Origin of the sequence: Mycolicibacterium sichuanense (assembly GCF_033741125.1) — a bacterium.
Lineage (GTDB): Bacteria > Actinomycetota > Actinomycetes > Mycobacteriales > Mycobacteriaceae > Mycobacterium.
Genome location: NZ_JAWQPU010000004.1, coordinates 425,785 through 450,775, shown reverse-complemented (window position 1 = coordinate 450,775; position 24,991 = coordinate 425,785). Strand labels below are relative to the sequence as shown.

At 68.6% G+C, this 24,991-nt stretch carries 26 protein-coding genes; 10 read left to right on the top strand and 16 right to left on the bottom strand.

Annotation, left to right across the window (positions count from 1 at the left end; genetic code table 11):
- Positions 1 to 7 precede the first annotated feature (7 nt).
- From SBI80_RS15515 to SBI80_RS15485, 7 genes are all read right to left on the bottom strand, one after another.
- Positions 8 to 196: a helix-turn-helix domain-containing protein gene (locus SBI80_RS15515; RefSeq protein WP_318975665.1), complete on the bottom strand. Its 189-nt coding sequence runs from the start codon at positions 194 to 196 to the stop codon at positions 8 to 10.
- A 73-nt stretch (positions 197 to 269) separates the two neighbouring features.
- Entirely contained in the window at positions 270 to 1,898 is a 1,629-nt protein-coding gene (locus tag SBI80_RS15510; protein ID WP_318975664.1) for an ABC-F family ATP-binding cassette domain-containing protein, read from the bottom strand.
- A 24-nt stretch (positions 1,899 to 1,922) separates the two neighbouring features.
- Entirely contained in the window at positions 1,923 to 2,792 is an 870-nt protein-coding gene (locus SBI80_RS15505) for an enoyl-CoA hydratase (RefSeq protein WP_318975663.1), read from the bottom strand.
- 17 nt (positions 2,793 to 2,809) lie between these two features.
- Positions 2,810 to 3,175, bottom strand: a complete 366-nt coding sequence (gene trxA / locus SBI80_RS15500; protein ID WP_318975662.1) for a thioredoxin — start codon at positions 3,173 to 3,175, stop codon at positions 2,810 to 2,812.
- A gap of 59 nt (positions 3,176 to 3,234) precedes the next feature.
- The gene (locus SBI80_RS15495; RefSeq protein WP_318975661.1) at positions 3,235 to 4,338 is read right to left on the bottom strand and encodes an NADH:flavin oxidoreductase; all 1,104 of its coding nucleotides are present in this window, start codon (positions 4,336 to 4,338) and stop codon (positions 3,235 to 3,237) included.
- A 61-nt stretch (positions 4,339 to 4,399) separates the two neighbouring features.
- Entirely contained in the window at positions 4,400 to 5,032 is a 633-nt protein-coding gene (locus SBI80_RS15490) for a hypothetical protein (RefSeq protein WP_318975660.1), read from the bottom strand.
- A gap of 64 nt (positions 5,033 to 5,096) precedes the next feature.
- Entirely contained in the window at positions 5,097 to 5,321 is a 225-nt protein-coding gene (locus tag SBI80_RS15485; protein WP_318975659.1) for a hypothetical protein, read from the bottom strand.
- On the opposite strand from SBI80_RS15485, the gene SBI80_RS15480 reads away from it, so the two are divergent.
- Entirely contained in the window at positions 5,311 to 5,811 is a 501-nt protein-coding gene (locus SBI80_RS15480) for a DUF5666 domain-containing protein (protein WP_318975658.1), read from the top strand. The genes SBI80_RS15485 and SBI80_RS15480 overlap by 11 nt on opposite strands.
- Here the strand turns inward: SBI80_RS15480 and SBI80_RS15475 are convergent.
- From SBI80_RS15475 to SBI80_RS15445, 7 genes are read right to left on the bottom strand one after another with little or no spacing between them, the layout of a single operon-like run.
- Positions 5,808 to 6,152: a metal-sulfur cluster assembly factor gene (locus tag SBI80_RS15475; protein ID WP_318975657.1), complete on the bottom strand. Its 345-nt coding sequence runs from the start codon at positions 6,150 to 6,152 to the stop codon at positions 5,808 to 5,810. The genes SBI80_RS15480 and SBI80_RS15475 overlap by 4 nt on opposite strands.
- On the bottom strand, positions 6,149 to 6,637 hold the full coding sequence (sufU, locus tag SBI80_RS15470) for a Fe-S cluster assembly sulfur transfer protein SufU (protein ID WP_318975656.1): 489 nt from the start codon (positions 6,635 to 6,637) through the stop codon (positions 6,149 to 6,151). The genes SBI80_RS15475 and sufU overlap by 4 nt, the downstream gene beginning before the upstream one ends.
- 5 nt (positions 6,638 to 6,642) lie before the next feature.
- On the bottom strand, positions 6,643 to 7,932 hold the full coding sequence (locus SBI80_RS15465; RefSeq protein ID WP_318975655.1) for a cysteine desulfurase: 1,290 nt from the start codon (positions 7,930 to 7,932) through the stop codon (positions 6,643 to 6,645).
- 27 nt (positions 7,933 to 7,959) lie between these two features.
- Complete coding sequence (gene sufC, locus SBI80_RS15460) at positions 7,960 to 8,736, bottom strand: Fe-S cluster assembly ATPase SufC (RefSeq protein WP_318975654.1); 777 nt, start codon at positions 8,734 to 8,736, stop codon at positions 7,960 to 7,962.
- A 1-nt stretch (position 8,737) separates the two neighbouring features.
- Positions 8,738 to 9,916: a Fe-S cluster assembly protein SufD gene (gene sufD / locus SBI80_RS15455; RefSeq protein ID WP_318975653.1), complete on the bottom strand. Its 1,179-nt coding sequence runs from the start codon at positions 9,914 to 9,916 to the stop codon at positions 8,738 to 8,740.
- A 28-nt stretch (positions 9,917 to 9,944) separates the two neighbouring features.
- The gene (sufB, locus tag SBI80_RS15450; RefSeq protein WP_318975652.1) at positions 9,945 to 11,372 is read right to left on the bottom strand and encodes a Fe-S cluster assembly protein SufB; all 1,428 of its coding nucleotides are present in this window, start codon (positions 11,370 to 11,372) and stop codon (positions 9,945 to 9,947) included.
- Entirely contained in the window at positions 11,369 to 12,184 is an 816-nt protein-coding gene (locus tag SBI80_RS15445; protein ID WP_318975651.1) for a helix-turn-helix transcriptional regulator, read from the bottom strand. Before SBI80_RS15445 ends, sufB begins: the two co-directional genes overlap by 4 nt.
- Before the next feature lie 16 nt (positions 12,185 to 12,200).
- Between SBI80_RS15445 and mptB the strand changes: the two genes are divergently transcribed.
- Genes mptB through SBI80_RS15425 form a run of 4 tightly spaced genes read left to right on the top strand, consistent with a single transcriptional unit; the run spans position 12,201 to position 16,676 of the window.
- Complete coding sequence (mptB, locus tag SBI80_RS15440) at positions 12,201 to 13,913, top strand: polyprenol phosphomannose-dependent alpha 1,6 mannosyltransferase MptB (protein WP_318975650.1); 1,713 nt, start codon at positions 12,201 to 12,203, stop codon at positions 13,911 to 13,913.
- Complete coding sequence (locus SBI80_RS15435) at positions 13,910 to 14,875, top strand: ABC transporter ATP-binding protein (RefSeq protein ID WP_318975649.1); 966 nt, start codon at positions 13,910 to 13,912, stop codon at positions 14,873 to 14,875. Before mptB ends, SBI80_RS15435 begins: the two co-directional genes overlap by 4 nt.
- The gene (locus SBI80_RS15430; protein ID WP_318975648.1) at positions 14,872 to 15,657 is read left to right on the top strand and encodes an ABC transporter permease; all 786 of its coding nucleotides are present in this window, start codon (positions 14,872 to 14,874) and stop codon (positions 15,655 to 15,657) included. Before SBI80_RS15435 ends, SBI80_RS15430 begins: the two co-directional genes overlap by 4 nt.
- A gap of 47 nt (positions 15,658 to 15,704) precedes the next feature.
- The gene (locus SBI80_RS15425) at positions 15,705 to 16,676 is read left to right on the top strand and encodes a COX15/CtaA family protein (protein ID WP_318975647.1); all 972 of its coding nucleotides are present in this window, start codon (positions 15,705 to 15,707) and stop codon (positions 16,674 to 16,676) included.
- Here the strand turns inward: SBI80_RS15425 and SBI80_RS15420 are convergent.
- On the bottom strand, positions 16,611 to 17,564 hold the full coding sequence (locus SBI80_RS15420) for an ATP-grasp domain-containing protein (protein ID WP_318975646.1): 954 nt from the start codon (positions 17,562 to 17,564) through the stop codon (positions 16,611 to 16,613). The two genes, SBI80_RS15425 and SBI80_RS15420, sit on opposite strands and share 66 nt — an antisense overlap.
- Positions 17,565 to 17,631: 67 nt before the next feature.
- Here SBI80_RS15420 and SBI80_RS15415 point away from each other — a divergent pair, with 67 nt between their 5' ends.
- Together SBI80_RS15415 and arfB are read left to right on the top strand one after the other, a co-directional pair.
- Positions 17,632 to 18,606: a quinone oxidoreductase family protein gene (locus SBI80_RS15415; protein ID WP_318975645.1), complete on the top strand. Its 975-nt coding sequence runs from the start codon at positions 17,632 to 17,634 to the stop codon at positions 18,604 to 18,606.
- Between the two features lie 9 nt (positions 18,607 to 18,615).
- Positions 18,616 to 19,047, top strand: coding sequence for an alternative ribosome rescue aminoacyl-tRNA hydrolase ArfB (arfB, locus tag SBI80_RS15410; protein WP_318975644.1), 432 nt, complete (start codon positions 18,616 to 18,618; stop codon positions 19,045 to 19,047).
- On the opposite strand, the gene SBI80_RS15405 is transcribed toward arfB, so the two are convergent.
- Entirely contained in the window at positions 19,044 to 19,976 is a 933-nt protein-coding gene (locus SBI80_RS15405) for a heme o synthase (protein WP_318975643.1), read from the bottom strand. The genes arfB and SBI80_RS15405 overlap by 4 nt on opposite strands.
- 195 nt (positions 19,977 to 20,171) lie before the next feature.
- Between SBI80_RS15405 and tkt the strand changes: the two genes are divergently transcribed.
- Genes tkt through zwf form a run of 3 tightly spaced genes read left to right on the top strand, consistent with a single transcriptional unit; the run spans position 20,172 to position 24,969 of the window.
- The gene (gene tkt, locus SBI80_RS15400; RefSeq protein WP_318975642.1) at positions 20,172 to 22,265 is read left to right on the top strand and encodes a transketolase; all 2,094 of its coding nucleotides are present in this window, start codon (positions 20,172 to 20,174) and stop codon (positions 22,263 to 22,265) included.
- A gap of 47 nt (positions 22,266 to 22,312) precedes the next feature.
- Positions 22,313 to 23,431, top strand: coding sequence for a transaldolase (tal, locus tag SBI80_RS15395; protein WP_318975641.1), 1,119 nt, complete (start codon positions 22,313 to 22,315; stop codon positions 23,429 to 23,431).
- Positions 23,428 to 24,969 (top strand): glucose-6-phosphate dehydrogenase, encoded by a 1,542-nt coding sequence (zwf, locus tag SBI80_RS15390; RefSeq protein ID WP_318975640.1) that lies wholly within the window; start codon positions 23,428 to 23,430, stop codon positions 24,967 to 24,969. The genes tal and zwf overlap by 4 nt, the downstream gene beginning before the upstream one ends.
- Positions 24,970 to 24,991 lie beyond the last annotated feature (22 nt).

Sequence of the window (24,991 nt, the reverse complement as noted above, 5' to 3'; positions counted from 1 at the left end):
ACTGCGGCTAATGCTTGCGGCGATGATTGGGCCCGCCGCGGCTGCGCATCGTGGTACCCGATTCGCGCAGCATGCTGTGCACCGAGCCGTAGGACTTACCGGTCGTGGCGACTAGAGACCTTATGCTCGCGCCTTTCTCGTAGGCGCTGCGAAGCTCTTCGAGCAACTCGTCCCTGGACTTGTCCAGTTCCTTCATCTGCGTCTCCCCATTTCCTGGATGCAGATCGGGTTACCCGGCAACACATTGCTTCAATCCCGGGGGTTCACTGTCAGGCCAGTTCGATGAGCTCCCGGTACTCGTCGGACCAGTAGTCCTCGGTGCCATCGGGCAGCAGTACCACCCGCTGCGGATCGAGCGCCTCGGCGGCGCCCGGATCGTGGGTGACCAGGACGACGGCGCCCTGGTAGCTGCGCAGCGCGTCGAGCACCTGCTCGCGGGAGGCAGGGTCGAGGTTGTTGGTCGGCTCGTCGAGCAACAGCACGTTTGCGGTCGAGGCCACCAGACCCGCCAGCGCCAGCCGGGTCTTCTCGCCACCGGACAGGGTGCCCGCAGGCTGGTCGAGTTGGGGTCCGGTGAACATGAAGGCACCCAACAGGCTCCGCAGCTCCTGGTCGCCGGTGTCCGGCGCGGCGTGGCGGATGTTCTCCCATACCGAGGTCAAGCCGTCGATGGTGTCGTGCTCCTGCGCGAAGTACCCGAGCTTGAGACCATGGCCCGGCTCGATGGCCCCGGCATCGGCCTTCTCCACACCGGCCAGGATTCGCAGCAGCGTGGTCTTACCCGCGCCGTTCAGTCCGAGGATCACCACGCGGGAACCCTTGTCGATGGCCAGGTCCACCCCGGTGAAGATCTCCAGCGAGCCGTAGGTCTTGGTGAGGCCCTTGCCCACCAGGGGCGTGCGTCCGCACACGGCGGGCGTCGGGAAGCGGATCTTGGCGACCTTGTCGGCTACGCGTTCCTCGTCGAGCTCGGCGATCATGCGCTCGGCACGACGCAGCATGTTCTGCGCAGCAACGGCTTTGGTGGCCTTGGCGCCCATCTTGGCGGCCTGGGTACGCAGCGCGGAGGCCTTCTTCTCGGCATTGGCACGTTCCCGGCGCCGGCGCTGTTCGTCGGTGGCGCGGGCGTCGAGGTACTTCTGCCATCCCATGTTGTAGACGTCGGCCTCACCGCGCACTGCGTCGAGGAACCAAACCCGATTGACCACGTCGGCGAGCAGCTCGACGTCGTGGCTGATGACCACCAGGCCACCGGTGTGGCCCTGCAGGAACGTGCGCAGCCATCCGATGGAATCGGCGTCGAGGTGGTTGGTGGGCTCGTCGAGTAGCAGCGTCGTGTCCGAGCCCGATCCGGTATCCGAGGCAGCGAACAGGATGCGGGCCAGCTCGACGCGGCGGCGCTGACCACCGGAGAGCGTGCGCAGCGCCTGGGTCAGGATGCGGTCGGGCAGGCCGAGGCTGGCGCAGATGCGGCCCGCCTCGCTCTCGGCGGCGTAACCGCCCAGCGCGGCGAAGCGCTCCTCGAGCTGGCCGTAGCGCTTGACCGCCCTGTCGCGCGCGGCGTCGTCGGCGACCTCGGCCATGATGGTCTGCTGCTTCTCCAGATCCGAGAGCAGGGTGTCCAGACCACGTGCCGAGAGCACCCGGTCGCGGGCCAGCATGTCCAGGTCTCCCTCCCTGGGATCCTGTGGCAGATAACCGATCTCGCCGGTGCGCTCGACCTTGCCTGCGTACGGTTCACCCTCACCGGCGAGGATGCGCATGGTGGTGGTCTTGCCGGCCCCGTTGCGGCCGACCAGGCCGATGCGGTCGCCGGGCTGGATGCGCAGGGCAGCGCCTTCGATGGCCAGCAGCGTGCGCGCGCCAGCGCGGACCTCCAGGTCCGTTGCGGTGATCACGCGGCACTCCCACCTTCTCGTCGATTACTCGTCTTCACCCGCAGTCGACTCCGCGCGCAAGCGCTCGTCGGTGAAGACCGGGGACCGTTTACCTGCGCGCGCAGCGACCGCTTCCTCGAAGTTGGCGGTGAGCAGGCGCACGTACAGTTGGCCCAGACCTTCAGCCTGCATGTGACCCTCCAGGCTACCGGCTTCCAGTCCACTCCAGAGCGTGCGCTTGGTCAACTCGATACCCGGCCGCGAGAACGACGCCATCCGTTCCGCCATCTCGTAGCACGCGTTCAGCAGCCCGTCGTCGGGCACTGTCCGCGACACCAAGCCGATGCGCTCGGCCTCGACTGCGTCGACGTCGCGCCCGGTGAGCATGATCTCGAAGGCGCGGGAGGTGCCAATTGCCTTGGGCAGCAGGTAGGAAAGGCCGAGCTCACTGGCCGTGAGGCCGTTGTTGATGCCGGCGGCCCTGAAGTAGGCACCGGTGGCCGCGACCCTGACGTCACACGCCAGCGCCAGGCACAACCCACCGCCGATCGCGGCCCCGTTGACCGCCGCGATCACCGGCTGATGCAGCTTGCGTATGGCGAGAATCACGTCGTCGAGCAGCTCCATCGACCGCAGCGCATACGTCGGCCGCGTCAAGCCTGCGACGTGCGGCACCGAGCCGGCCGACTTGTGATCGGCGCCCGAGGAGAAACCCCGGCCGGCACCGGTCAGCACCACGACACGGATGTCATTGTCGTGAGTCAGCTCCTCGAGAGCGGCCTTCAGCGGCACCATGACGTCGAAGGCCATCGAGTTCATCCGCTCGGGCCGGTTCAGGGTCACCAGCGCCACGTGCGGCCGCGGACGGTCGACGAGCACCAGGGTCTGCGGTGATTGGTCGCTCACGGACTGCACGCTATCGCGTGCAGTCGCTAGGCCTCTTCGGTCTTGGCCTGCGCGGCAATCGCGGCGTCGATGTCGAGCTCCTTGATCTGCCCGATGACGTCCTCGAGGTCCTTGGCGGGCAGCATGCCGGAGTGCCGAAAGACCATGTGGCCCTTCTTGAACGCCATCAGGGTCGGAATTGCCTGGATCTCGGCGGCAGCCGCGAGGCCCTGCTCGGCCTCGGTGTCGACCTTGGCGTGCACGACGTCGGGATGCTTGTCCGAGGACGCGGCGTACGTCGGCGCGAACGCACGACAGGGTCCGCACCACTCCGCCCAGAAGTCGACCAGCACGATCTCGTTGTCGGTGATCGTGTCGTTGAATTGTTCAGTGGTGATGTCCTGCGTGCTCACGTCTCTCCTAACGTCGGGATCTAGCTGCTTGTTCCCACTATGTGGTCGGCTCAAAAGGGTCAGTGCAGCGTGGCGAGCGCGACCGCGGGTTCGTATCCGGTGAACCCGTCCAGAGCATCGTCGCGCAATCGGTTCACCCACGCGGGGTCTGCCAGCAGGGCGCGCCCGATGGCGACGACGTCGAACTCCCCCGCCTCGAACTGAGCGACGACCCGGTCGGCATCGGCCGGGGCGATCGAGGTCCGCGGTCCCTCGTCACGGAAGGCGGTGTCCAACCCCACCGAACCGACGGCGATGACGGGCGTGCCGGTGACCTTCTTGGTCCAGCCCGCCAGACTGAGGACCGGATCCACGTCGGGGAACGCCGCGGCGTAGTGCCGTCGCGTGGAGGGGTGGAACACGTCGACGCCGGCATCCACCAGCGGTGCCAGCAACTCCTGCAGTTCGTTGGGGTCGGCCGCGATCGTCGCGTCGTAGTCGCTGCCCTTCCACTGCGAGAACCGGAAGATGATCGGGAAGTCCCCGCCGACGGCGGCTCTGATGGCGGTCACCACCTCGGCGGGGAACCGGGTGCGGTTCGCCAGCGAGCCGCCATGGACATCAGTCCTCGAATTGGTCTTCTCCCAGAAGAATTCGTCGAGAAGATACCCGTGGGCGCCGTGCACCTCGACGGCGTCGAAACCCGCGTCGCGCGCATTGCGAGCGGCGACCGCGAACAGCTCGGCCACGTCGGCGAGTTCGTCGGCTTCCAGCGCGCGCCCCTTGGCGCGGCCCCGCCCGTCGACACCGGACGGGCTCACCGGCGCCACGCCGTCCTCGGCACTGCGCTCGGCACCCTGGTGCCACAGCTGAGCGGCGATCACGGCGCCGCCGGCGTGCACCTTCTCGGTGACCAGGCGCCAACCCGCCAACGCATCGGCGCCGACCAATGTCGGTATCGCCTCGGGAAATCCCGCGGCCGGATCTCCGAGCCGGACGCCCTCGGTAATGATGAGGCCCACGCCGCCCGCCGCGCGCCTGCCGTAGTACTCGGCCACGTCGGGCCCTGGCACGCCGCCCGGTGACGCCTGCCGCGTCATGGGCGCCATGGCGAACCGGTTGGGAATCGTCATCGAACGTACGGTCAACGGTGCGAAGAGCGGCGTCACGCCTTCATGGGTCATGGTCGCGTTCAACACGCTCGGGGCTGCAGCGATTCCGCGACGCCGCGGTCACGCGCGAGGATCACAGTTCGGCCCGCCCGCGCTCGAAGAATTCGGTGACCTCGGCGGCCAGCTGATCCAGATCCTGGCCGGTGTCCAGCGCCAGGAAGGCGCCGAACGGCGCATTCCAGAACGCACCGATGCGCGAAGCCCACGGCCCCACGTACGCATACGGCAGCGGATGGAAGCCATCACCCGGCGAGACGCCGTAGTTGACCTCGTCCTCGGTGGCGCCGACGTCGAAGTGCTCCGGCCACAGCACCGGATGCTGCTCGGGCAACGCGCTCTTGCACGCGAAGCCCCCGGCGTAGAGGCAGCGGTGGACGAGTTCGGCGGCGCGGGGATCGAGGTCTAGCACGGTGTCGGACGTCAGGGGATCGACGATCTCGTACACCCCGTCAGGTGGTCCCACGTCCAAACCGCTCGCCGCCGCCAGCGCGTCGACGGGACCGCTCAGGGGTGCGCCGTCGCCTCCCCACACCAGCTCCGTACCGTGCACCGCCACGGGGATCGAAACGCCGGTGAAGCCGTCCGGCCGCACCGCGAGGCGAATCGTTCCGGCCGAGCGGTATTGCGGGCCCGCGATGAAACTCTCCGCGACACCGCGGAGCTGGCGACGCGTCCTGACGTATACCTCAGTGGCCTCGCTGTCCATTGAACCCAGCCTAGGACACGTTCGTTGCTAGGGACCTCACAACGCCACCGAAGCGCATCGCCAGTCAGCGCAGGGACGGTGGGCCCATGATCTCATCAGACGCGGTGTCCCGTTGTGGCACAGCCATCTTCGCCGGCCTGGCCGCCTTCTCGCTGGCGGCCTGCGGCTCGTCGGGGACGTCGTCGACGGCCTCGAGCACGTCGTCGAAGACCACGACCCCCTCGGCGGCAGCGCCGGCCGCGGACGGCCGGGAGCGCACCTCCGGAATCGTCGGATCGGTGACCGGCACGACCATCACGCTGACCGGCGCCAACGGGCCTGCCACCGTCGACGTCTCGCCGTCGACCAAGGTCAGGCAGCTCACCGCCGCCACCCTGAGCAACGTGGCAGCCGGGCAGTGCCTGGTGGTCCGTCCCACCAAGGACACCGCAGGCTCACCCACGGTCACCGCCGCGGCGGTGCTGTTCGGCTCCGCGGAGAACGGGCAGTGCGCCGCACCGGGCAAACAGCAGGGCCACGGGGTGATCGGAACGGTCGCGTCGGTGAACTCGAACTCGATCACCGTCACCACAGGGGACGGCACGCAGAGCACGGTGACGGTCACCCCCGCCACCCGCTACGCCGAGCGCAGCACCGCCGACTCATCCGTGATCGCCGCCGGTCAGTGCCTCTTGGCGCAGGGCAGCAAGTCCCCCGACGGGAGCAGCATCCAGGCGACCTCGATCAACGTCCGGCCCGCCGCCAGCGGACCATGCGGCCCGAAGCGGCAGGGCAACTAGACGGTGAAGCCCAGCGCCCTGAGCTGTTCGCGGCCGTCCTCGGTGATCTTGTCCGGTCCCCAGGGCGGGTTCCACACCCAGTTGATCTTGATGTCGTTGACCAGACCGGCGCCCACCAGGGCGGTACGGGACTGATCCTCGATGACGTCGGTCAGCGGACACGCGGCCGAGGTCAGGGTCATGTCGATCAGCGCAACCTTCGCCCCGGCGTCACCCTCCTCGACGTTCAACCCGTACACCAGGCCGAGGTCGACGACGTTGATGCCCAACTCCGGGTCGACCACGTCGCGCATCGCCTCCTCGAGGTCGGCTAGCACTTCGTCACTCACGGTGTCGCTCATCGTCGCTCCTCCACATCGTCGCCGGCCTCGGCCAGCTCTTGGTCCATCGGCCTGGCCTCCGCCAACGCGGCCTTGAAGGCCATCCTTCCCAGCAGCGCGCACTTCACCCGCGCCGGGTACCTCGCCACACCCGCGAAGGCGACGCCGTCGCCGATCACGTCCTCGTCGCCCTCGACGTTCCCGCGGGAGGAGATCATCTCGCTGAACGCCGCGACGGTCTTGAGCGCCGCGCCGACACTCTGCCCGATCACCTGATCGGTCAGCACCGAGGTCGCGGCCTGGCTGATCGAACAGCCCTGCCCGTCGTAGGACACGTCGGCGACCGTCTCGCCGTCGGGCGCCAACGACACGCGCAGCGTCACCTCGTCACCGCACGTGGGGTTGACGTGGTGCACCTGCGCATCGAAGGGCTCGCGAAGTCCGCGGTGGTGCGGGTGCTTGTAGTGATCGAGGATCACTTCCTGGTACATCTGTTCCATTCGCACGGATGTCACTCCCGCCCTAATTCCCCAGTCGCTGCGCTCCTGCCCGCCGAACCGAAGAACTCGATGGCCCGTTGCACGCCCGCCACCAGCCGGTCCACCTCGTCGAGGGTGTTGTAGACGGCGAACGACGCCCGTGCGGTGGCGGCGATGCCGAACCGCCGGTGCAGCGGCCACGCGCAGTGGTGGCCGACGCGGACCGCGACGCCCTCGTCGTCGAGCACCTGCCCGACGTCGTGTGCATGCACGCCGTCGACCACGAAGCTGACTGGTGAGCCCCGCAGTTCGGTGGAGCTGGGGCCGATGATGCGCACCCCTTCGATGCCCGAGAGACCCGACAGCGCGGCCGCCACGAGTTGACCTTCGTGCGACTGCACCGCGGCCATCCCGATGTCGGTCAAGTACCGCGAGGCAGCACCCAGCCCGACGACCTGCGACGTCATCGGCGTGCCTGCTTCGAACCGCTGCGGTGCGGGCGCGTACGTCGTCGCCTCCATCGTCACCGTCTCGATCATCGACCCACCGGTGAGGAACGGCGGCATGGCCTCGAGCAGCTCCCGGCGGCCGTAGAGCACGCCGATTCCGGTGGGGCCCAGCATCTTGTGGCCCGAGAACGCCGCATAGTCGACGTCGAGTGCGTGGAAGTCGACGGGCTGATGCGGCACGGACTGGCACGCGTCGAGGACCGTCAGCGCGCCCACCGCCTTCGCGCGTGCCACCAGTTCGGTGACCGGGGCGATCGCGCCCGTCACGTTCGAGTGGTGGCTGAAGGCGACCACCTTCACACGTTCGTCGAGTTTCAGCGAGTCGAGGTCGATGCGACCGTCATCGGTGACCCCGTACCAGCGCAGCGTCGCCCCGGTGCGACGGGCCAGCTCCTGCCACGGGATGAGGTTGGCGTGGTGTTCCAACTCGGTGGTGACGATGACGTCACCAGGCCCGACCGCCCGGGTGAACCGGTCGTCGCCAAGGACGTAGGACACCAGGTTGATCGACTCGGTGGCGTTCTTGGTGAAGACCAGCTCGTCGGCATCGGCACCGACGAAGGCCGCGACGCTGGCCCGGCCGTCCTCGTAGGCGTCGGTCGACTCCTCCATCAGCTGGTGCGCCCCGCGGTGCACCGCGCCGTTGGACGTGGTCAGAAACGCCCGCTCCGCGTCGAGCACCTGCAGCGGCTTCTGGGAGGTGGCGCCGGAATCCAGGTACGCCAACTGATTTCCGCCACGCATGCGCCGGCCCAGGATCGGGAAGTCGGCCCGGATCGCAACCGAATCCAGCGTCTTGGACGCCGCGGTCACCGGAGTGCTCCTCGCGTCCGCAGCATGTCAGGCCTCGACCGCCTGGGTGAAGCGCTCGTAGCCGTTCTCCTCCAGCTCGTCGGCGAGCTCGGGGCCGCCCGACTGGATGATGCGACCACCGAAGAACACGTGCACGAACTGCGGCTTGATGTAGCGCAGGATGCGGGTGTAGTGGGTGATCAGCAGGATGCCGCCGTTCTCGGCTTCCTTGTAGCGGTTCACCCCCTCGCTGACCACGCGCAGCGCGTCCACGTCCAGCCCGGAGTCGGTCTCGTCGAGGATTGCGATCTTGGGCTTGAGCAGACCGAGCTGCAGGATCTCGTGGCGCTTCTTCTCGCCGCCGGAGAATCCCTCGTTGACGCTGCGCTCGCTGAAGGCGGGGTCGATGTCGAGATCGCCCATCGCGCCCTTGACCTCCTTGACCCAGTGCCGCAGCTTGGGCGCCTCGCCGCGGACCGCGGTCGCGGCCGTGCGCAAGAAGTTCGACATCGACACGCCAGGCACCTCGATGGGGTACTGCATCGCCAGGAACAGTCCGGCGCGGGCGCGCTCGTCGACGCTCATCGCCAGCACGTCTTGGCCGTCGAGCGTGATCGAACCCGAGGTGACGGTGTACTTGGGGTGCCCGGCGATCGCGTAGGACAGCGTCGACTTGCCGGATCCGTTGGGGCCCATCACGGCGTGGGTCTCCCCCGAGTTCACCGTCAGGTTCACGCCCTTGAGGATCTCGATGGCGGGTGCGTCCGGGCCACCGTCGGGGTTGGCGACCGTGACGTGCAGGTCCTTGACTTCAAGCGTGGTCATGTCAGCTGTCTTTCGATTCGGTGATCGCTAGTTCTCGTTCAATGGCTTCGGTGAGGCGCTCGCGCACCGTTGGGACGGCGATCTTGGCGATGATCTCGCCGAAGAAGCCGCGCACCACCAGGCGGCGGGCTTGGGCCTCGGGGATGCCCCGCGCCCGTAGGTAGAACAGTTGCTCGTCGTCGAAACGTCCCGTGGCACTGGCGTGCCCGGCGCCGACGATCTCACCGGTCTCGATCTCCAGGTTGGGGACCGAGTCGGCTCGCGCGCCGTCGGTGAGCACCAGGTTGCGGTTCGCCTCGTAGGTGTCGGTCCCGGTCGCCGCGGCCCGGATCAGCACGTCGCCGATCCACACGGTGTGCGCATCGGGCTTGGCGGAATCCGGATCACCTTGCAGCGCACCCTTGTACAGCACGTCGGACTTGCAGTTGGGCTGCGCGTGATCGACCAGAAGACGCGACTCGAAGTGCTGGCCGTCATCGGCGAAGTAGGTGCCGAACAACTGGGCGTCGCCACCCGGACCGGCGAACCGCACCGTCGCCGAGGTACGCACCACGTCGCCACCGAGGGTGACCGCGACGTGCGAGAGCGTCGAATCCTTGCCAAGGCGCGCGTGGTGCGCGCTGACGTGAACCATGTCGTCGGCCCAGTCGGCGATCCAGATCACGCCGAGAGTCGCCGCGTCGCCGACGATGAACTCGACGTTGTCGGCGTAGGTTCCGCTACCACGCAGGTCGACCACGACGGTGGCCTTGGAGAGCTCTTCCACCCGGATCTGCAGGTGGCCGTAGGCGGTAGCACCGGCACCTGGCCCGTCGATCGTGATCTCGATGGGCTCGGCGACCTCGGTGTCGCGCGCCACGGTGACGACCGTTGCCTGGTTGAACGACGAATACGCCTGGGCGGCAACGCGATCGGCGGGTACCCCGCCCTTGCCGAGGCGTTCGTCACCGCGGCGGACGGTCTCGACCGTCACACCGGGACGTTCGGTGACCTCGATGAGCGCCGAGCCCGTCGCGGGGGCCGAGCCGGCGTGCAACCCGCGTAGGCGCTTGAGCGGAGTGAACCGCCACAGTTCGTCGCGGCCACCGGGCACCTCGAAGGCATCGACGTCGAAGGACGAGAACTGCTCGCCCTTGTTGGTGATGATGCCCTCGACGGCCTTCGTCAGGTTCTGGGTCATGCCATCTTCCCCGTCGTCTCGCTCGTCCTCATCCGACGGCGCCTTCCATTTGCAGCTCGATCAGCCGGTTGAGCTCGAGCGCGTACTCCATCGGCAGCTCCTTGGCGATCGGCTCGACGAAGCCGCGCACCACCATGGCCATGGCCTCGTCCTCGGTCATGCCGCGGCTCATCAGGTAGAAGAGCTGATCGGCGCTGACCTTGGAGACCGTGGCCTCGTGCCCCATCGTCACGTCGTCCTCACGGATGTCGACGTAGGGGTAGGTGTCGCTGCGGCTGATCGAATCCACCAGCAGCGCATCGCACTTCACGCTGGACTTGGACCCGTGGGCGCCCTTGTTGACCTGAACCAGGCCGCGGTAGGACGCTCGACCGCCGCCGCGGGCGACCGACTTGGAGACGATGTTGCTCGAGGTGTTGGGCGCCAGGTGCAGCATCTTGGCGCCGGTGTCCTGGTGCTGGCCCTCGCCGGCGAACGCCACCGAGAGCACCTCGCCCTTGGCGTGCTCACCGGTCATCCAGACCGCCGGATACTTCATGGTGACCTTGGAGCCGATGTTGCCGTCGACCCACTCCATGGTGGCGCCGGCCTCCGCGCGAGCGCGCTTGGTGACCAGGTTGTAGACGTTGTTCGACCAGTTCTGAATGGTCGTGTAGCGGCACCGGCCACCGGGCTTGACGATGATCTCGACGACGGCCGAGTGCAGCGAGTCGCTCTTGTAGATCGGCGCGGTGCAGCCTTCGACGTAGTGCACGTAGGCGTCCTCGTCGACGATGATCAGCGTCCGCTCGAACTGGCCCATGTTCTCGGTGTTGATCCGGAAGTAGGCCTGCAGCGGGATGTCGACGTGCACGCCCTTCGGCACGTAGATGAACGAGCCGCCCGACCACACCGCGGTGTTGAGCGCGGAGAACTTGTTGTCCCCGGCCGGGATCACGGTGCCGAAGTACTCCCGGAACAGCTCGGGATGCTCCTTGAGCGCCGTGTCGGTGTCGAGGAAGATGACGCCGAGGGCCTCGAGGTCCTCACGGATCGAGTGGTAGACGACCTCGGACTCGTACTGCGCCGCGACACCGGAGACCAGCCGCTGCTTCTCGGCCTCGGGGATGCCGAGCCGGTCGTAGGTGTTCTTGATGTCGGCGGGCAGGTCATCCCAGGTGGCGGCCTGCTTCTCGCTGGAGCGAACGAAGTACTTGATGTTGTCGAAGTAGATGCCCTCGAGGTCGGAGCCCCAGTTCGGCATCGGCTTCTTGTCGAAGGTGCGCAACGCCTTCAGGCGCATCTCGAGCATCCATTCGGGCTCGCTCTTCTTCGCCGAGATGTCGCGCACGACGGCCTCGGACAGTCCGCGCTGCGCGCTGGCGCCCGCGACGTCGGAGTCCGCCCAGCCATAGCCGTAATTGCCCAGCGAGGCAATGGTTTCCTCTTGGGTCAGAGCTTCCGGTGTGGTCGTCATGTCGACGCTCCTTGGTTCTCGTTGGCTGTTCGGTGGGATTCGGCGCGGGCCGTGCGCCGAGCGGGCTCGGGGAAGAGCGGTACGTGCGTGGTGCACGCGAAGTCGCCGTTGACTATGGTCGCCAGCCTCTGCACGTGAGTACCCAGGATCTCGGCGAAGGCTTCCTGCTCGGCCTCGCACAGCTCCGGGAACTCCTCGGCAACGTGCGACACCGGACAGTGATGCTGGCAGATCTGGACGCCGTCGATCGGGCCGGTCACCCGAGTGGTCGTGGTGGCGTACCCGGCGTCGGTGAGCGCGGAGGCCACCCGGTCGGCCGACGCCGCGACGTCGGAGCCGTTCTCGACGCCGGCCAGGATGGTGTCGATGCGCCGGCGGGCGAAGGTGCGGATGGCGTCGTCGCCGCCGACCTCGCGCAGCTGGCGCATGGCGGCCACGGCCAGGTCGTCGTAGGCGTGGTCGAGCTTGGCGCGCCCCGCGGCGGTGAGCCGGTAGCGCTTCGCCGGGCGTCCTCGCCCGTTGTGCTGCCAGGTCGCCGCGGTCTTCGCCTCGGCGTCGCCGGCGTCGATGAGGGCGTCGAGGTGACGGCGCACGCCGGCCGCGGAGATGCCGAGGCGATCGCCGATCTCACCTGCGGTGGTGGGACCCTCTAGTAGGAGCTGGACGATCGCGCGCCGGGTGTGTCCCTCGGAACTCGACGCAGCGCCGGCGGGCACGCCGCCGGTACTCGTGGAGTCCACCGGGATTTTCACAACACCATTGTGACGGAATTCGGGAAACGGGTCTAGCAAGGTAACCCTCAGCAGGCCCACTCACTACGCTGCTGGAATGGCCGCCCGCCGACCTTCGCTGAGCACTGCCGTCGCGCGGTGGCATGCCGACGAGACCACGGTTGGCTCGCCACTGATCGCCTCCGAGGTGGCGCTGCTGCGTCGCACCCGGGTCTTCGGCGCCACCGGCACGGTGCTGATGGCGATCGGCGCCCTCGGAGCCGGGGCCAGGCCCGTCGTGCAGGATCCGACCTTCGGCGTGCGGCTGCTCAACCTGCCGTCGCGCATCCAGACCGTGTCGCTGACCATGACGACCACCGGTGCGGTGATGATGGCGCTCGCGTGGCTGATGCTCGGGCGCTTCGCCATCGGCAGCCGCCGCATGTCGCGCAGCCAGCTGGACCGCACCCTGGTGCTGTGGGCGATCCCACTGCTCGTCGCGCCGCCCATGTACAGCAAGGACGTCTACTCCTACCTGGCGCAGAGCCAGATCGCCCGGCTCGGTCTGGACCCGTACCGCGTCGGGCCCGCGCCCGGTCTCGGCCTCGACCACGTCTTCACGCTGTCGGTGCCCAGCCTGTGGCGCGAGACCCCCGCCCCCTACGGCCCGCTGTTCTTGTGGATCGGCCGCGGCATCTCCGAACTCACCGGCGACGACATCGTCGCCGCCGTCCTGTTCCACCGGCTCGTCGTGTTGTTCGGCGTCGGCCTGATCGTGTGGGCCACCCCGCGGCTGGCCCGCCGCTGCGGTGTCGCCGAGGTCAGCGCGCTGTGGTTGGGTCCGTGCAACCCGCTGCTGTTCATGCACCTGGTGGCGGGCATCCACAACGAGGCCCTGATGCTCGGGCTCATGTTGACCGGCACCGAGTTCGCGCTGCGCGCCGTAAGCCGCACCCGTGACGACCATCCGGCGGGCCCCCTGCTGCCGCGGCCGTTGCACTGGCCGCGCGGCCACGACGAGTGGGCGCGCTGGATGCCGCTGGCCATGCTGCTCGCCGGTACCGTGCTGATCACGCTGTCCTCCCAGGTCAAGCTGCCGTCCCTGCTGGCCATCGGGTTCGTGGCGATGGCGCTGGCGTGCAAGTGGGGCGGTACGTTTCGCGCCTTCGTGCAGGCCGGCGGCCTGATCACCGCCATCGCCGGCGTGGTCACCGTGCTGATCGGCTGGGCCAGCGGGCTCGGCTTCGGCTGGCTGTTCACCCTCGGCACTGCGAACGTCGTCCGGTCCTGGATGTCGCCGCCCACCCTCATCGCGCTTGGCACCGGTCAGGTGGGCAACCTGCTCGGCCTCGGCGATCACACGACGGCGGTGCTCGGACTCACCCGCGCGATCGGTGTGTTCATCATCGCGGTACTGGTCTCCTACCTGCTGCTCGCCGTGTTGCGCGGCCGACTGCACCCCGTCGGCGGTCTCGGCGTGGCCCTGGGTGCCACCGTGCTGCTGTTTCCGGTCGTGCAGCCGTGGTACCTGCTGTGGGCGATCATCCCGCTGGCCACGTGGGCGACCAGGCCCGGGTTCCGCGGCACGACGATCGCGATGACGCTGATCGTGGGCATCTTCGGGCCGACGGCGAACGGTGACCGGTTCGCGCTGTTCCAGATCCTGGACGCGACGATCGCCAGCACGCTCATCGTGCTCGTCCTCGTCGCGATCACCTACCGCCGGCTGCCGTGGCGACCCCTGCCCGAAGCGGAGGGTCCCGAGCGGGCGCCATCCACCCCACCGGCACCACCGGTCTCCAGGTCTGACGCCTACGCTGAGACACCGTGACCTCCGGTTCCACCACAACTGACTCCTCCCGCGAGCGCTCGTCGGAGGTGCCCGTGCGGCTGCGCGGGGTCAGCAAGCGCTACGGGTCGACGACGGCCGTCGACGGACTCGACCTCGAGGTGCACCGCGCCGAGGTGCTGGCCCTACTCGGCCCCAACGGAGCCGGCAAGACCACCACCGTCGAGATGTGCGAGGGCTTCCTCAAGCCCGACGCGGGCACCGTCGAGATCCTCGGCCTCGATCCCGTCGCGGACAACGCCCGGCTGCGTGAACGCATCGGCGTGATGCTGCAAGGCGGCGGTGGCTACCCCGCAGCGCGGGCCGGCGAGATGCTCGACCTGGTCGCCGCGTACTCGGCCAACCCACTGGACCCCAAGTGGCTGCTGTCGACGCTCGGCCTCACCGATGCGGCCAAGACCACCTACCGCCGGCTCTCGGGCGGCCAGCAGCAGCGCCTCGCCCTGGCCTGCGCGGTCGTCGGCAGGCCGGAACTGGTGTTCCTCGACGAGCCGACCGCGGGCATGGACGCGCACGCGCGGATCGTGGTGTGGGACCTGATCGACGGCCTGCGCCGCGACGGCGTGACCGTGGTCCTGACGACGCACCAGCTCACCGAGGCCGAGCAACTCGCCGATCGCCTGGTGATCATCGACCACGGCGTCGCGGTCGCCAAGGGCACTCCGGCCGAGCTCATGGGGCGCGGCGCGGAGAATCAGCTGCGCTTCTCCGCCCCGCCGAAACTCGACCTCGCGCTGCTGATCTCGGCGCTGCCGGAGACCTACCAGGCCAGCGAGGTCGCGCCGGGCGAATACCTCGTCGAAGGCCGCATCGACCCGCAGGTGCTGGCCACCGTGACCGCCTGGTGTGCACGGTTGGACGTGCTCGCCACCGACATGCGCGTCGAGCAACGCAGCCTCGAGGACGTCTTCCTCGACATCACCGGCAGGGAGCTCCGCTCGTGACGAACCGCTTCGCTCCGGGCACCTTCGCCCCCGACCCGCGCCCCGCGACCGTGCCCAGCATGCTCGCCGCGCAGTTCCGCCTGGAGCTCAAGCTGCTGCTGCGCAACGGTGAGCAGCTGCTCCTGACGATGTTCATCCCGATCACCTTGCTCGTCGGCCTGACCCTGATGCCGCTGGGCGCGTTCGGGCCCAACCGGGCGGCGACGTTCGTGCCGCCGATCATGGCGCTCGCGGTCATCTCGACGGCGTTCACCGGCCAAGCCATCGCGGTGGCGTTCGACCGGCGCTACGGCGCACTCAAGCGGCTCGGGGCGACCGCGCTACCGGTGTGGGGCATCATCGCGGGCAAGGCGCTGGCCGTCGTCACCGTGGTGTTCCTGCAGTCGATCCTGTTGGGCGCGATCGGCGTCGCCCTCGGGTGGCGTCCCGCCATCGCCGCACTCGCGCTCGGCGCGGTCATCATCGCCCTCGGCACGGCGGGCTTCACCGCGCTGGGTCTGTTGCTTGGCGGCACGCTGCGTGCCGAGATCGTCCTGGCGGTGGCCAACCTGCTGTGGTTCGTCTTCGCCGGGCTCGGCGCGCTCACCGTCGAGGGGGACGTCGCCGGCGGCATGGTCTCGCACACCGTGCGGTTCGTCGCCAGGCTCACCCCGTCCGGAGCGATGACGGAGGCCCTCACCCAGGCCATGGCGACGTCCGTCGACTGGTTCGGCATCGCGGTGCTGGCCGCGTGGGGCGCCGTCGCGGCCGGGTGCGCGTTGCGGTGGTTCCGCTTCACCTGACCGGCCCCTACTACAAGACGTAGTTACTCCTGATCTACGATCGGGCGATGGCCGTCGGACGCTCCCTGATGCGGGTGGTCGACCCATTGCCGCTGCCGAGCCTGCGCACGCAGCGGATCATCGCCGCAGCGGTCGTCCTCACCCAGGGCGGCATCGCCGTCACCGGCGCGATCGTGCGGGTGACCGCGTCCGGACTCGGCTGCCCGACCTGGCCGCAATGCTTCCCCGGCAGCTTCGTGCCCGTCCCCGTGGCGGAGGTGCCGATCATTCACCAGGCCGTCGAGTTCGGCAATCGAATGATCACGTTCCTCGTCGTCATCACCGCTGCCCTGGCCGTCCTTGCCGTGCTTCGCGCGCGACGGCGCAGGGAGGTGCTGGTGTACGCCTGGCTGATGCCGGCGTCGACGGTGCTTCAGGCCGTGCTTGGCGGCATCACGGTGCTGACCGGCCTGCTGTGGTGGTCCGTGGCGATCCACCTGCTGGTGTCCATGCTGATGGTGTGGCTCGCGGTCCAGCTGTTCGTCAAGATCGGTGAGCCGGACGACGGCGTTCCCGAACTCCTGGTGCCCGGGCCGCTGCGCCAGTTGACCGTCCTCAGCGCGGCTGCGCTGTCGGTGGTGCTGGTCACCGGCACGATGGTCACCGGCGCGGGCCCGCACGCCGGCGACAAGAGCGTCGAGTCACCCGTGCCGAGGCTGGGACTGGACATCGTCACGCTCGTCTATCGGCACTCGGCGCTCGTGACGGCGTACGTGTCGCTGCTGATCGGCCTGGCCTTCGCCCTGCTGGCGGTCCGGGCACCGCGGCCGGTCACGATGCGCGTGGTCGTCCTGCTCGTGCTGGTGGCGCTGCAGGGCGTGGTCGGGACGGTGCAGTTCTTCACCGGCGTGCCAGCGGCGTTGGTCGCCGTGCACGTCGCAGGGGCCGCCATCTGCACGGCGGCGACGTCTGCACTATGGGCGTCGATGCGGCAGAGGTCGATCCCCGAGGGGGCCCAGCCCCAACCGCTGCAGGGCTGACTCCACGCCGATGGCGAAGTCACGCTGTCGCAGGCTCCTGGTGTCCTCGTCGAGCTGCCGCCAGCCCAAGGACGGTTCGACGAGCTCCAGTTCGAGCAGACGCGGGTCGTCGGTGCCGCCGATGACGTCCACCCTCGCGTACAGGAGCTCATCGGTGTGCATCCCCAGGGTCTGCGCCGCCGCCCGCAGCGCGGCGTAGCCGACGTCCCACAGTTCGAAGTCGGGATCGGCGGGCTGCAGCGTCTCCTCGGCATAGGTACCGGACTCATCGAGCACGAGGCGCTCCCCCGGCGCCGGCAGCAGCGGTCCCTTGGTGAAGGCGTGGGACTGCCGGCCCCCGAGGAACACCAGCGCGGTCTCGCCCTGCGCTATCCGCGGATCGTAGGGCTGCACCAGCGCGGTATGGCCGGCCGCGTGCAGCGCGAGGGCGTGATCATGCGCCAGGGCGGCGTCGGTGAACCGCTGCGCACCCACCGACCCCGCGCCGATCGCAGGTTTGACCACCAGCTCGCCCGGCGGGATGGTCACCTCCTGCCCGGGAGCGTAGAACGTGCTCGGCACGGTCGGCACCCCGGCGGCGGCCAGATCGGCCAGGTATCGCTTGTCGGTGTTCCACGCCACCACCGCGGGCGCATTGACCAGGTTGCGGACGCGGTGGGTCCAGGCGAGGAACTCGTCGAGGCGCTCGGTGTAGTCCCAGGTCGCCCGCAGGATGACCAGATCGGCGTCCAGGGCCGCCGGGTCGTCCCACGCCAGCCAGTGGGCGTGCAGCCCCCTGGCCCGCAGCGCGGGCACCAACCCGGCGTCGTCGCCGTCCCCCTCCACCAGCGCTCGACAGCCCGCCAGGACGATGCGGGGATGGCGGATGTCGGGCCGGGCGAGTTTCACGGGGAAATCCTAGGCGGCCCGCCGGTCGGTTCCGATGGCCTCACCCGTGAAGTGGAATGCTGAAGGCATGCATGCGATCGAGGTGACCGAAACCGGAGGTCCGGACGTCCTGACCTACGTCGAGAGGCCCGAGCCCACGCCGGGTCCCGGCCAGGTACTCATCAAGGCCGACGCGATCGGCGTCAACTTCATCGACACGTACTTCCGCTCGGGTCTGTATCCGCGAGACCTGCCGTTCGTCGTCGGCACCGAGGTGTGCGGGACAGTCGCCGCCGTCGGTGACGACGTCGCCGCGCTCAACGTCGGCGACCGGGTGGTCACCGCCCAGGGCGACGGGGCCTACGCCGAATACTGCGTCGCGCCGGCCGACTTCGTGGCCTACGTCCCCGACGCGGTACCGGCCGACGTCGCCGCATCGGCGCTGCTCAAGGGCATGACGGCGCATTACCTGCTGAAGTCGACGTACCCGGCTCAGCAGGGTGACACGGTGCTCGTCCACGCCGGCGCGGGCGGCGTCGGGCTGATCCTCACCCAGTGGGCGACCAGCCTGGCGGTCAAGGTCATCACCACGGTCTCCACCACCGCCAAGGCGGAGCTCTCACGCCAGGCGGGCGCGGTCGAGGTGCTCGACTACCCGGACGACCCGGCCGAGTTCGGCGCCAAGATCCGCGAGCTCACGGGTGGCCGCGGGGTGGCCGCGGTGTACGACGGCGTTGGCAAGTCGACATTCGAGGCCAGCCTCGCCAGCCTGGCCATCCGCGGCACGCTCGCCCTGTTCGGCGCCTCGAGCGGCCCGGTGCCGCCGTTCGATCCGCAGCGGCTCAACAGCGCGGGTTCGCTGTTCCTGACCAGGCCCACGCTCGCGCACTACACCCGGACTCCCGACGAGTTCTCCTGGCGGGCCGGCGAACTGCTCGACGCGATCGCCACGGACACGATCTCGGTCACCGTCAGTGAGCGCTACGCCCTTTCCGACGCCGCCCGCGCGCACACCGACCTGCAGGGCCGCAAGACCGTCGGCTCGGTCGTGCTGGTCCCCTAGTCCCCGTCGATGGCCGAGGACCTGGTGGTGACGCCGGAATTCGTCATATCGGGATCCGATCTGACGGAGCGCTTCTCCCGCTCCTCGGGCCCCGGCGGGCAGGGCGTCAACACCACCGACAGCCGGGTCGCGCTGTCCTTCGACGTGGCCCGCGCCGGCTCGGTGCCCGAGGGGTTGCGCCAACGGATGCTCGGCCGGCTACGCAACCGCTTGACCGACGGCGTGCTCACCGTCACGGCCAGCGAACGCCGCGCCCAGCTACGGAATCGGGCGGCTGCCCGCGACCGGATGGCCGAGCTGCTGCGCGCCGCCGCGGCGGCCCCGCCGCCGGCCCGCAGGCCGACCAAGCCGTCCCGGGGCGCCAAGGAGCGGCGCATCGCGGAGAAGAAGCGGCGGGGTCAGACCAAGCGGGGCCGAGCAGCCGGGTGGGACGGTGACTAACGACCGAACACGGTTGGCAGCGCGAGCGCCGAGTCGACGGCCAGCGCGCAGAACACCACCGCCAGATAGTTGTTGGACTGCAGGAACAGCCGCAGCGGCTTCACCGGCTCGCCGCGCTTGACCCCGGAGTAGAGCTGGTGGGCCATGGTCAGGAACCAGGCGCCCGCCAGCAGTGCCACCGCGGCGTAGAGCCAGCCCGTCGCCAGCGCCAGCGCCAGCGTCGTCAGCACGGTCAGCCAGGTGTAGATCAGGATCTGCTTGGTGACCTGCCGCTCGGTGGCCACCACGGGCAGCATCGGGACACCGGCGGCCTCGTAGTCCTCCTTGTAGCGCATCGCCAAGGCCCAGGTGTGCGGCGGCGTCCAGAAGAAGATGATCGAGAACATCACCAGCGCGGGCCAGGAGATCGTGCCCGTGACCGCCGACCAGCCGATCATCACGGGCATGCAGCCCGCCGCACCGCCCCACACCACGTTCTGCGACGTGCGGCGCTTGAGCAGCAGCGTGTAGACGAAGACGTAGAAGGCGATCGTGGCCACGGCCAGCACACCCGAGAGCAGGTTCGTGGTCCACCACAGCCAGGCGAACGACCCGACGGTCAGCACCAGCCCGAACACCAGCGCATGCCGGGTGGGCACCGTGGCCCTTGCCAGCGGCCGACGGGCGGTCCGCTTCATCACCTTGTCGATGTCGGCATCGGCAACGCAGTTCAGCGTGTTGGCACCGGCCGCGGCCAGCATGCCGCCGAAGAGGGTGTTGACGATCAGGAGCGGGTCGACCGTGCCTCGGTGGGCCAGCAGCATCGCGGGGATCGTGGTGACGAGAAGGAGTTCGATCACGCGTGGCTTGGTCAGAGCCAAATAGGCCAGCAGTGTCACACGGACACGTCCCGGCGCCTTGCTCGAACTACGGCGCTCGCGAATGCTCACGCAGTTGATCTCCTCGTAATTCGCGGCAGCACGCGGCTTCTACTACAGAGGATGGTAGACCGTGGATCCGTGCGTCCCCCAACGCAGGGTCGCCGGACGTGAACGCAGGACCAACTTGAACGACGCGGCCTGCGGTGATGGAGCGGTCCGCACTAGGGTATTGGTGACCGGCTTGCCGACCCGAGGAGCTCGTGCGTGACCACCGTTGAAGAGATTTCCGAACTCACCCGCCCCCACCACCCCGAAGACTGGGCCGACGTCGACAGCGTCGCCGTCGACACCGTGCGGGTGCTGGCCGCGGACGCCGTGCAGAAGGTCGGCAACGGCCATCCGGGCACCGCGATGAGCCTGGCCCCCCTGGCCTACACGCTGTTCCAGCGCCAGATGCGCCACGACCCCAGCGACGTGCACTGGCTGGGGCGTGACCGCTTCGTGCTGTCCTGCGGCCACAGCAGCCTGACGCTGTACATCCAGCTGTACCTCGGTGGCTTCGGCCTGGAGCTCGAGGACATCGAGTCGCTGCGCACCTACAAATCCAAGACGCCCGGTCACCCCGAGTTCCGCCACACCAAGGGCGTCGAGATCACCACCGGCCCGCTGGGCCAGGGCCTCGCCTCGGCGGTCGGCATGGCGATGGCGTCGCGCTACGAGCGTGGCCTCTTCGACCCGGACGCCGCACCGGGCACCAGTCCCTTCGACCACTTCATCTACGTCATCGCCTCCGACGGTGACATCGAGGAGGGCGTGACCAGCGAGGCCAGCTCGCTCGCCGGCACCCAGCAGCTCGGCAACCTGATCGTCTTCTACGACCACAACCAGATCTCGATCGAGCACGACACCAACATCGCGCTGTCCGAGGACGTTCCGGCCCGTTACCGGGCCTATGGCTGGCACGTGCAGGAGGTCGAGGGCGGCGAGAACGTCACCGGCATCGAGGAGGCCATCCAGGCCGCCAAGGCCGTCACGGACAAGCCGTCGTTCATCTCCGTGCGGACGATCATCGGCTATCCGGCACCGACGAAGATGAACACCGGCGGCGTGCACGGTTCGGCGCTCGGCGACGACGAGGTGGCCGCCACCAAGAAGATCCTTGGCTTCGACCCCGAGAAGACGTTCGAGGTGCGCCCCGAGGTCATCGAGCACACCCGCAAGCTGGTCGACCGCGGTCGCGAGGCCCACGAGAAGTGGCAGCCGGAATTCGACGCCTGGGCCGAGCGCGAGCCCGAGCGCAAGAAGCTGCTGGACCGCCTGCTGGCGCAGAAGCTGCCCGAGGGCTGGGACGCCGACGTGACGTACTGGGAGCCCGGCTCCAAGCCGCTGGCCACCCGCGCCGCGTTCGGCCAGGTGCTCAACGACGTGGCACCGAAGCTGCCCGAGCTGTGGGGCGGCTCGGCCGACCTCGCGGGCAGCAACAACACCACGATCAAGGGCGTGAAGTCCTTTGGCCCACCGTCCATTTCGACCGAGGACTTCACGGCCGACTGGTACGGCCGCGTGCTGCACTTCGGCATCCGCGAGCACGCGATGGGTTCGATCCTGTCCGGCATCGTGCTGCACGGCCCGACCCGCGCCTTCGGCGGCACGTTCCTGCAGTTCTCCGACTACATGCGGCCCGCGGTGCGGTTGGCGTCGCTGATGGACATCGACACCATCTACATCTGGACGCACGACTCGATCGGCCTCGGCGAGGACGGCCCGACCCATCAGCCGATCGAGCACCTGGCCGCCCTGCGCGCGATCCCGAACCTTTCGGTGGTGCGGCCCGGCGACCCGAACGAGACCGCCTACGCCTGGCGCAGCATCGTCGCGCGCGGCAACGGCAGCGGCCCCGTCGGTTTCATCCTGACCCGGCAGGGCATCCCCGTACTGGAGGGCACCAGTTTCGACGGTGTCGCCAAGGGTGGCTACGTGCTTGGTGGGGGCAACCCCGCCGACGACGCCGACGTGATCATCATTGGCACGGGCTCCGAACTCCAGCTGGCCGTGGAGGCGAAGAAGTTGTTGGCGGAGAAGGACATCAACGCCTACGTCGTCTCGATGCCGTGTGTGGAGTGGTTCGAATCGCAGCCGAAGGAGTACCGCGACAGCGTGCTTCCCCCGGAGGTGTCGGCCCGCGTCGCGGTCGAGGCGGCCGTCGCGCAGAGCTGGCACAAGCTCGTCGGAGACACCGGCGAGATCGTGTCCATCGAGCACTACGGCGAATCTGCGGACGACAAGACGCTGTTCCGCGAGTTCGGTTTCACCCCGGAGGCCGTGGCAGCCGCCGCGGAGCGCTCGCTCGACAACTGACGTAGTGCGGCGCACGTCTCGATCAACCAGATCAACTAGGAGCAGTCATGACTCAGAACCCGAATCTCGCGGCGCTGAGCGCCGAGGGCGTATCCGTATGGCTCGACGACCTGTCCCGTGAGCGGCTGCAGACCGGCAACCTGCAGAACCTCATCGACACCCGCAGCGTCGTCGGCGTCACCACCAACCCGTCGATCTTCCAGGCCGCCCTGTCCAAGGGCAACGCCTACGACGAGCAGGTCAAGGAGCTGGCCGCACGCGGCGCCGACGTCGACGCCACGATCCGCACGGTGACCACCGACGACGTGCGCAACGCCTGCGACGTGCTGGCCAAGGTGTACGAGGCCTCCGGCGGGGCCGACGGCCGGGTGTCCATCGAGGTCGACCCGCGGCTGGCCCACGACACCGACAAGACGATCCTGCAGGCGATCGAGCTGTGGAAGATCGTCGACCGGCCCAACGTGCTGATCAAGATCCCGGCCACCCAGGCGGGCCTGCCTGCCATCACGGCCGTGATCGCCGAGGGCATCTCGGTCAACGTGACGCTGATCTTCTCCGTCGAACGGCACCGCGAGGTGATGGACGCCTACCTCGCCGGTCTGGAGAAGGCCAAGGAGGCCGGCCACGATCTGTCGAAGATCCACTCCGTGGCCTCGTTCTTCGTCTCTCGCGTCGACACCGAGATCGACAAGCGACTCGAGGACATCGGCACCGAGGAGGCGCTGGAGTTGCGCGGTCAAGCCGGCGTCGCCAATGCCCGCCTGGCGTACGCCGCCTACCAGCAGGTGTTCGTCGGTGGCGAGCGCTACGCCGCCCTGTTCGCCGACGGGGCGCACGCGCAGCGTCCGCTGTGGGCATCGACCGGCGTGAAGAACCCGGACTACTCCGACACCCTCTACGTCACCGAGCTGGTCGCCAAGAACACGGTGAACACGATGCCGGAGAAGACGCTGGAGGCCGTCGCCGACCATGGTGTCGTCACCGGGGACACGATCAGCGGCACCGCCGGTGCCGCACAGATGGTCTTCGACCGGCTCGCCGCGATCGGCATCGATCTGACCGACGTGTTCCTGGTGCTCGAGAACGAGGGCGTCGACAAGTTCGAGAAGTCGTGGGCGGAATTGCTCGAGGCCACCCAGGGTCAGTTGGACGCTGCTTCGCGATGAGCAGTGCGCCTGCCGCAGACTGGCAGAACCCGTTGCGGGACAAGCTCGACAAGCGCCTGCCCCGCATCGCGGGGCCGTGCGCGGTCATCATCTTCGGCGTGACCGGTGACCTGGCCACCAAGAAGCTGATGCCCGCGATCTACGACCTCGCCAACCGCGGGTTGCTGCCGCCGACGTTCTCGCTCATCGGGTTCGCCCGCCGGGATTGGCAGGACGAGGACTTCGGCGACATCGTGCTGAAGGCCGTTCAGGCGCACGCCAGGACGCCGTTCCGCCAGGAGGTCTGGGACCGGCTCAACGAGGGCATCCGCTTCGTGCAGGGCACCTTCGACGACGATGACGCCTTCGTCCGGTTGTCGGACACCCTGGCCAAGCTCGATGCCGAACGCGGGACGGGCGGCAATCACGCCTTCTACCTGTCGATTCCGCCCAAGGCGTTTCCCACGGTGTGCGAGCAGCTGTCCAAGTCGGGGCTGGCCAGGCCCGACGGGGACCGCTGGAGCCGGGTGGTGATCGAGAAGCCGTTCGGTCACGACCTCGACAGTGCGAAGTCCCTCAACCAGGTGGTCAACAGCGTCTTCCCGGAGTCGTCGGTGTTCCGCATCGACCACTACCTGGGCAAGGAGACGGTGCAGAACATCCTGGCGCTGCGCTTCGCCAACCAGCTGTTCGACCCGATCTGGAACGCGCATTACGTCGACCACGTGCAGATCACCATGGCCGAGGACATCGGGCTGGGTGGGCGCGGCGGCTATTACGACGGTGTCGGAGCCGCGCGCGACGTCATCCAGAACCACCTGATGCAGCTGCTGGCCCTGACCGCGATGGAGGAGCCCGTCAGCTTCAGCCCCGCCGAGCTGCAGTCCGAGAAGATCAAGGTGCTCTCGGCCACTCAGCTGGCCGAGCCCTTGGACGAGAACACCTCTCGCGGCCAGTACACCGCGGGGTGGCAGGGCGGCGAGAAGGTGGTGGGCCTGCTCGAGGAGGAGGGCTTCTCCAAGACCTCCACCACCGAGACCTTCGCCGCGATCACCCTGGAGGTGGACACCCGGCGCTGGGCGGGCGTGCCGTTCTATCTGCGCACCGGAAAGCGCTTGGGCCGCAGGGTCACCGAGATCGCCCTGGTCTTCAAGCGGGCCCCGCACCTGCCGTTCGACGCGACGATGACCGACGAGCTGGGCAAGAACGCCCTGGTGATACGGGTGCAGCCCGACGAGGGCATCACGCTGCGATTCGGCTCCAAGGTGCCGGGCCACGCGATGGAGGTCCGCGACGTCAACATGGACTTCTCCTACGGATCGGCGTTCGCCGAGGACTCCCCCGAGGCCTACGAGCGGCTGATCCTCGACGTCCTGCTCGGTGAGCCCTCGCTGTTCCCGGTGAACCAGGAGGTCGAATTGTCCTGGAAGATCCTGGATCCCGCGCTGGAGTACTGGGCCTCCCACGGCAAGCCCGATCCCTACGAAGCGGGCGGGTGGGGGCCAGATTCGGCCTTCGAGATGCTGCAGCGCACCGGCCGGGAATGGCGGCGGCCATGAGCACCCGCGCGAGGAACCGGAG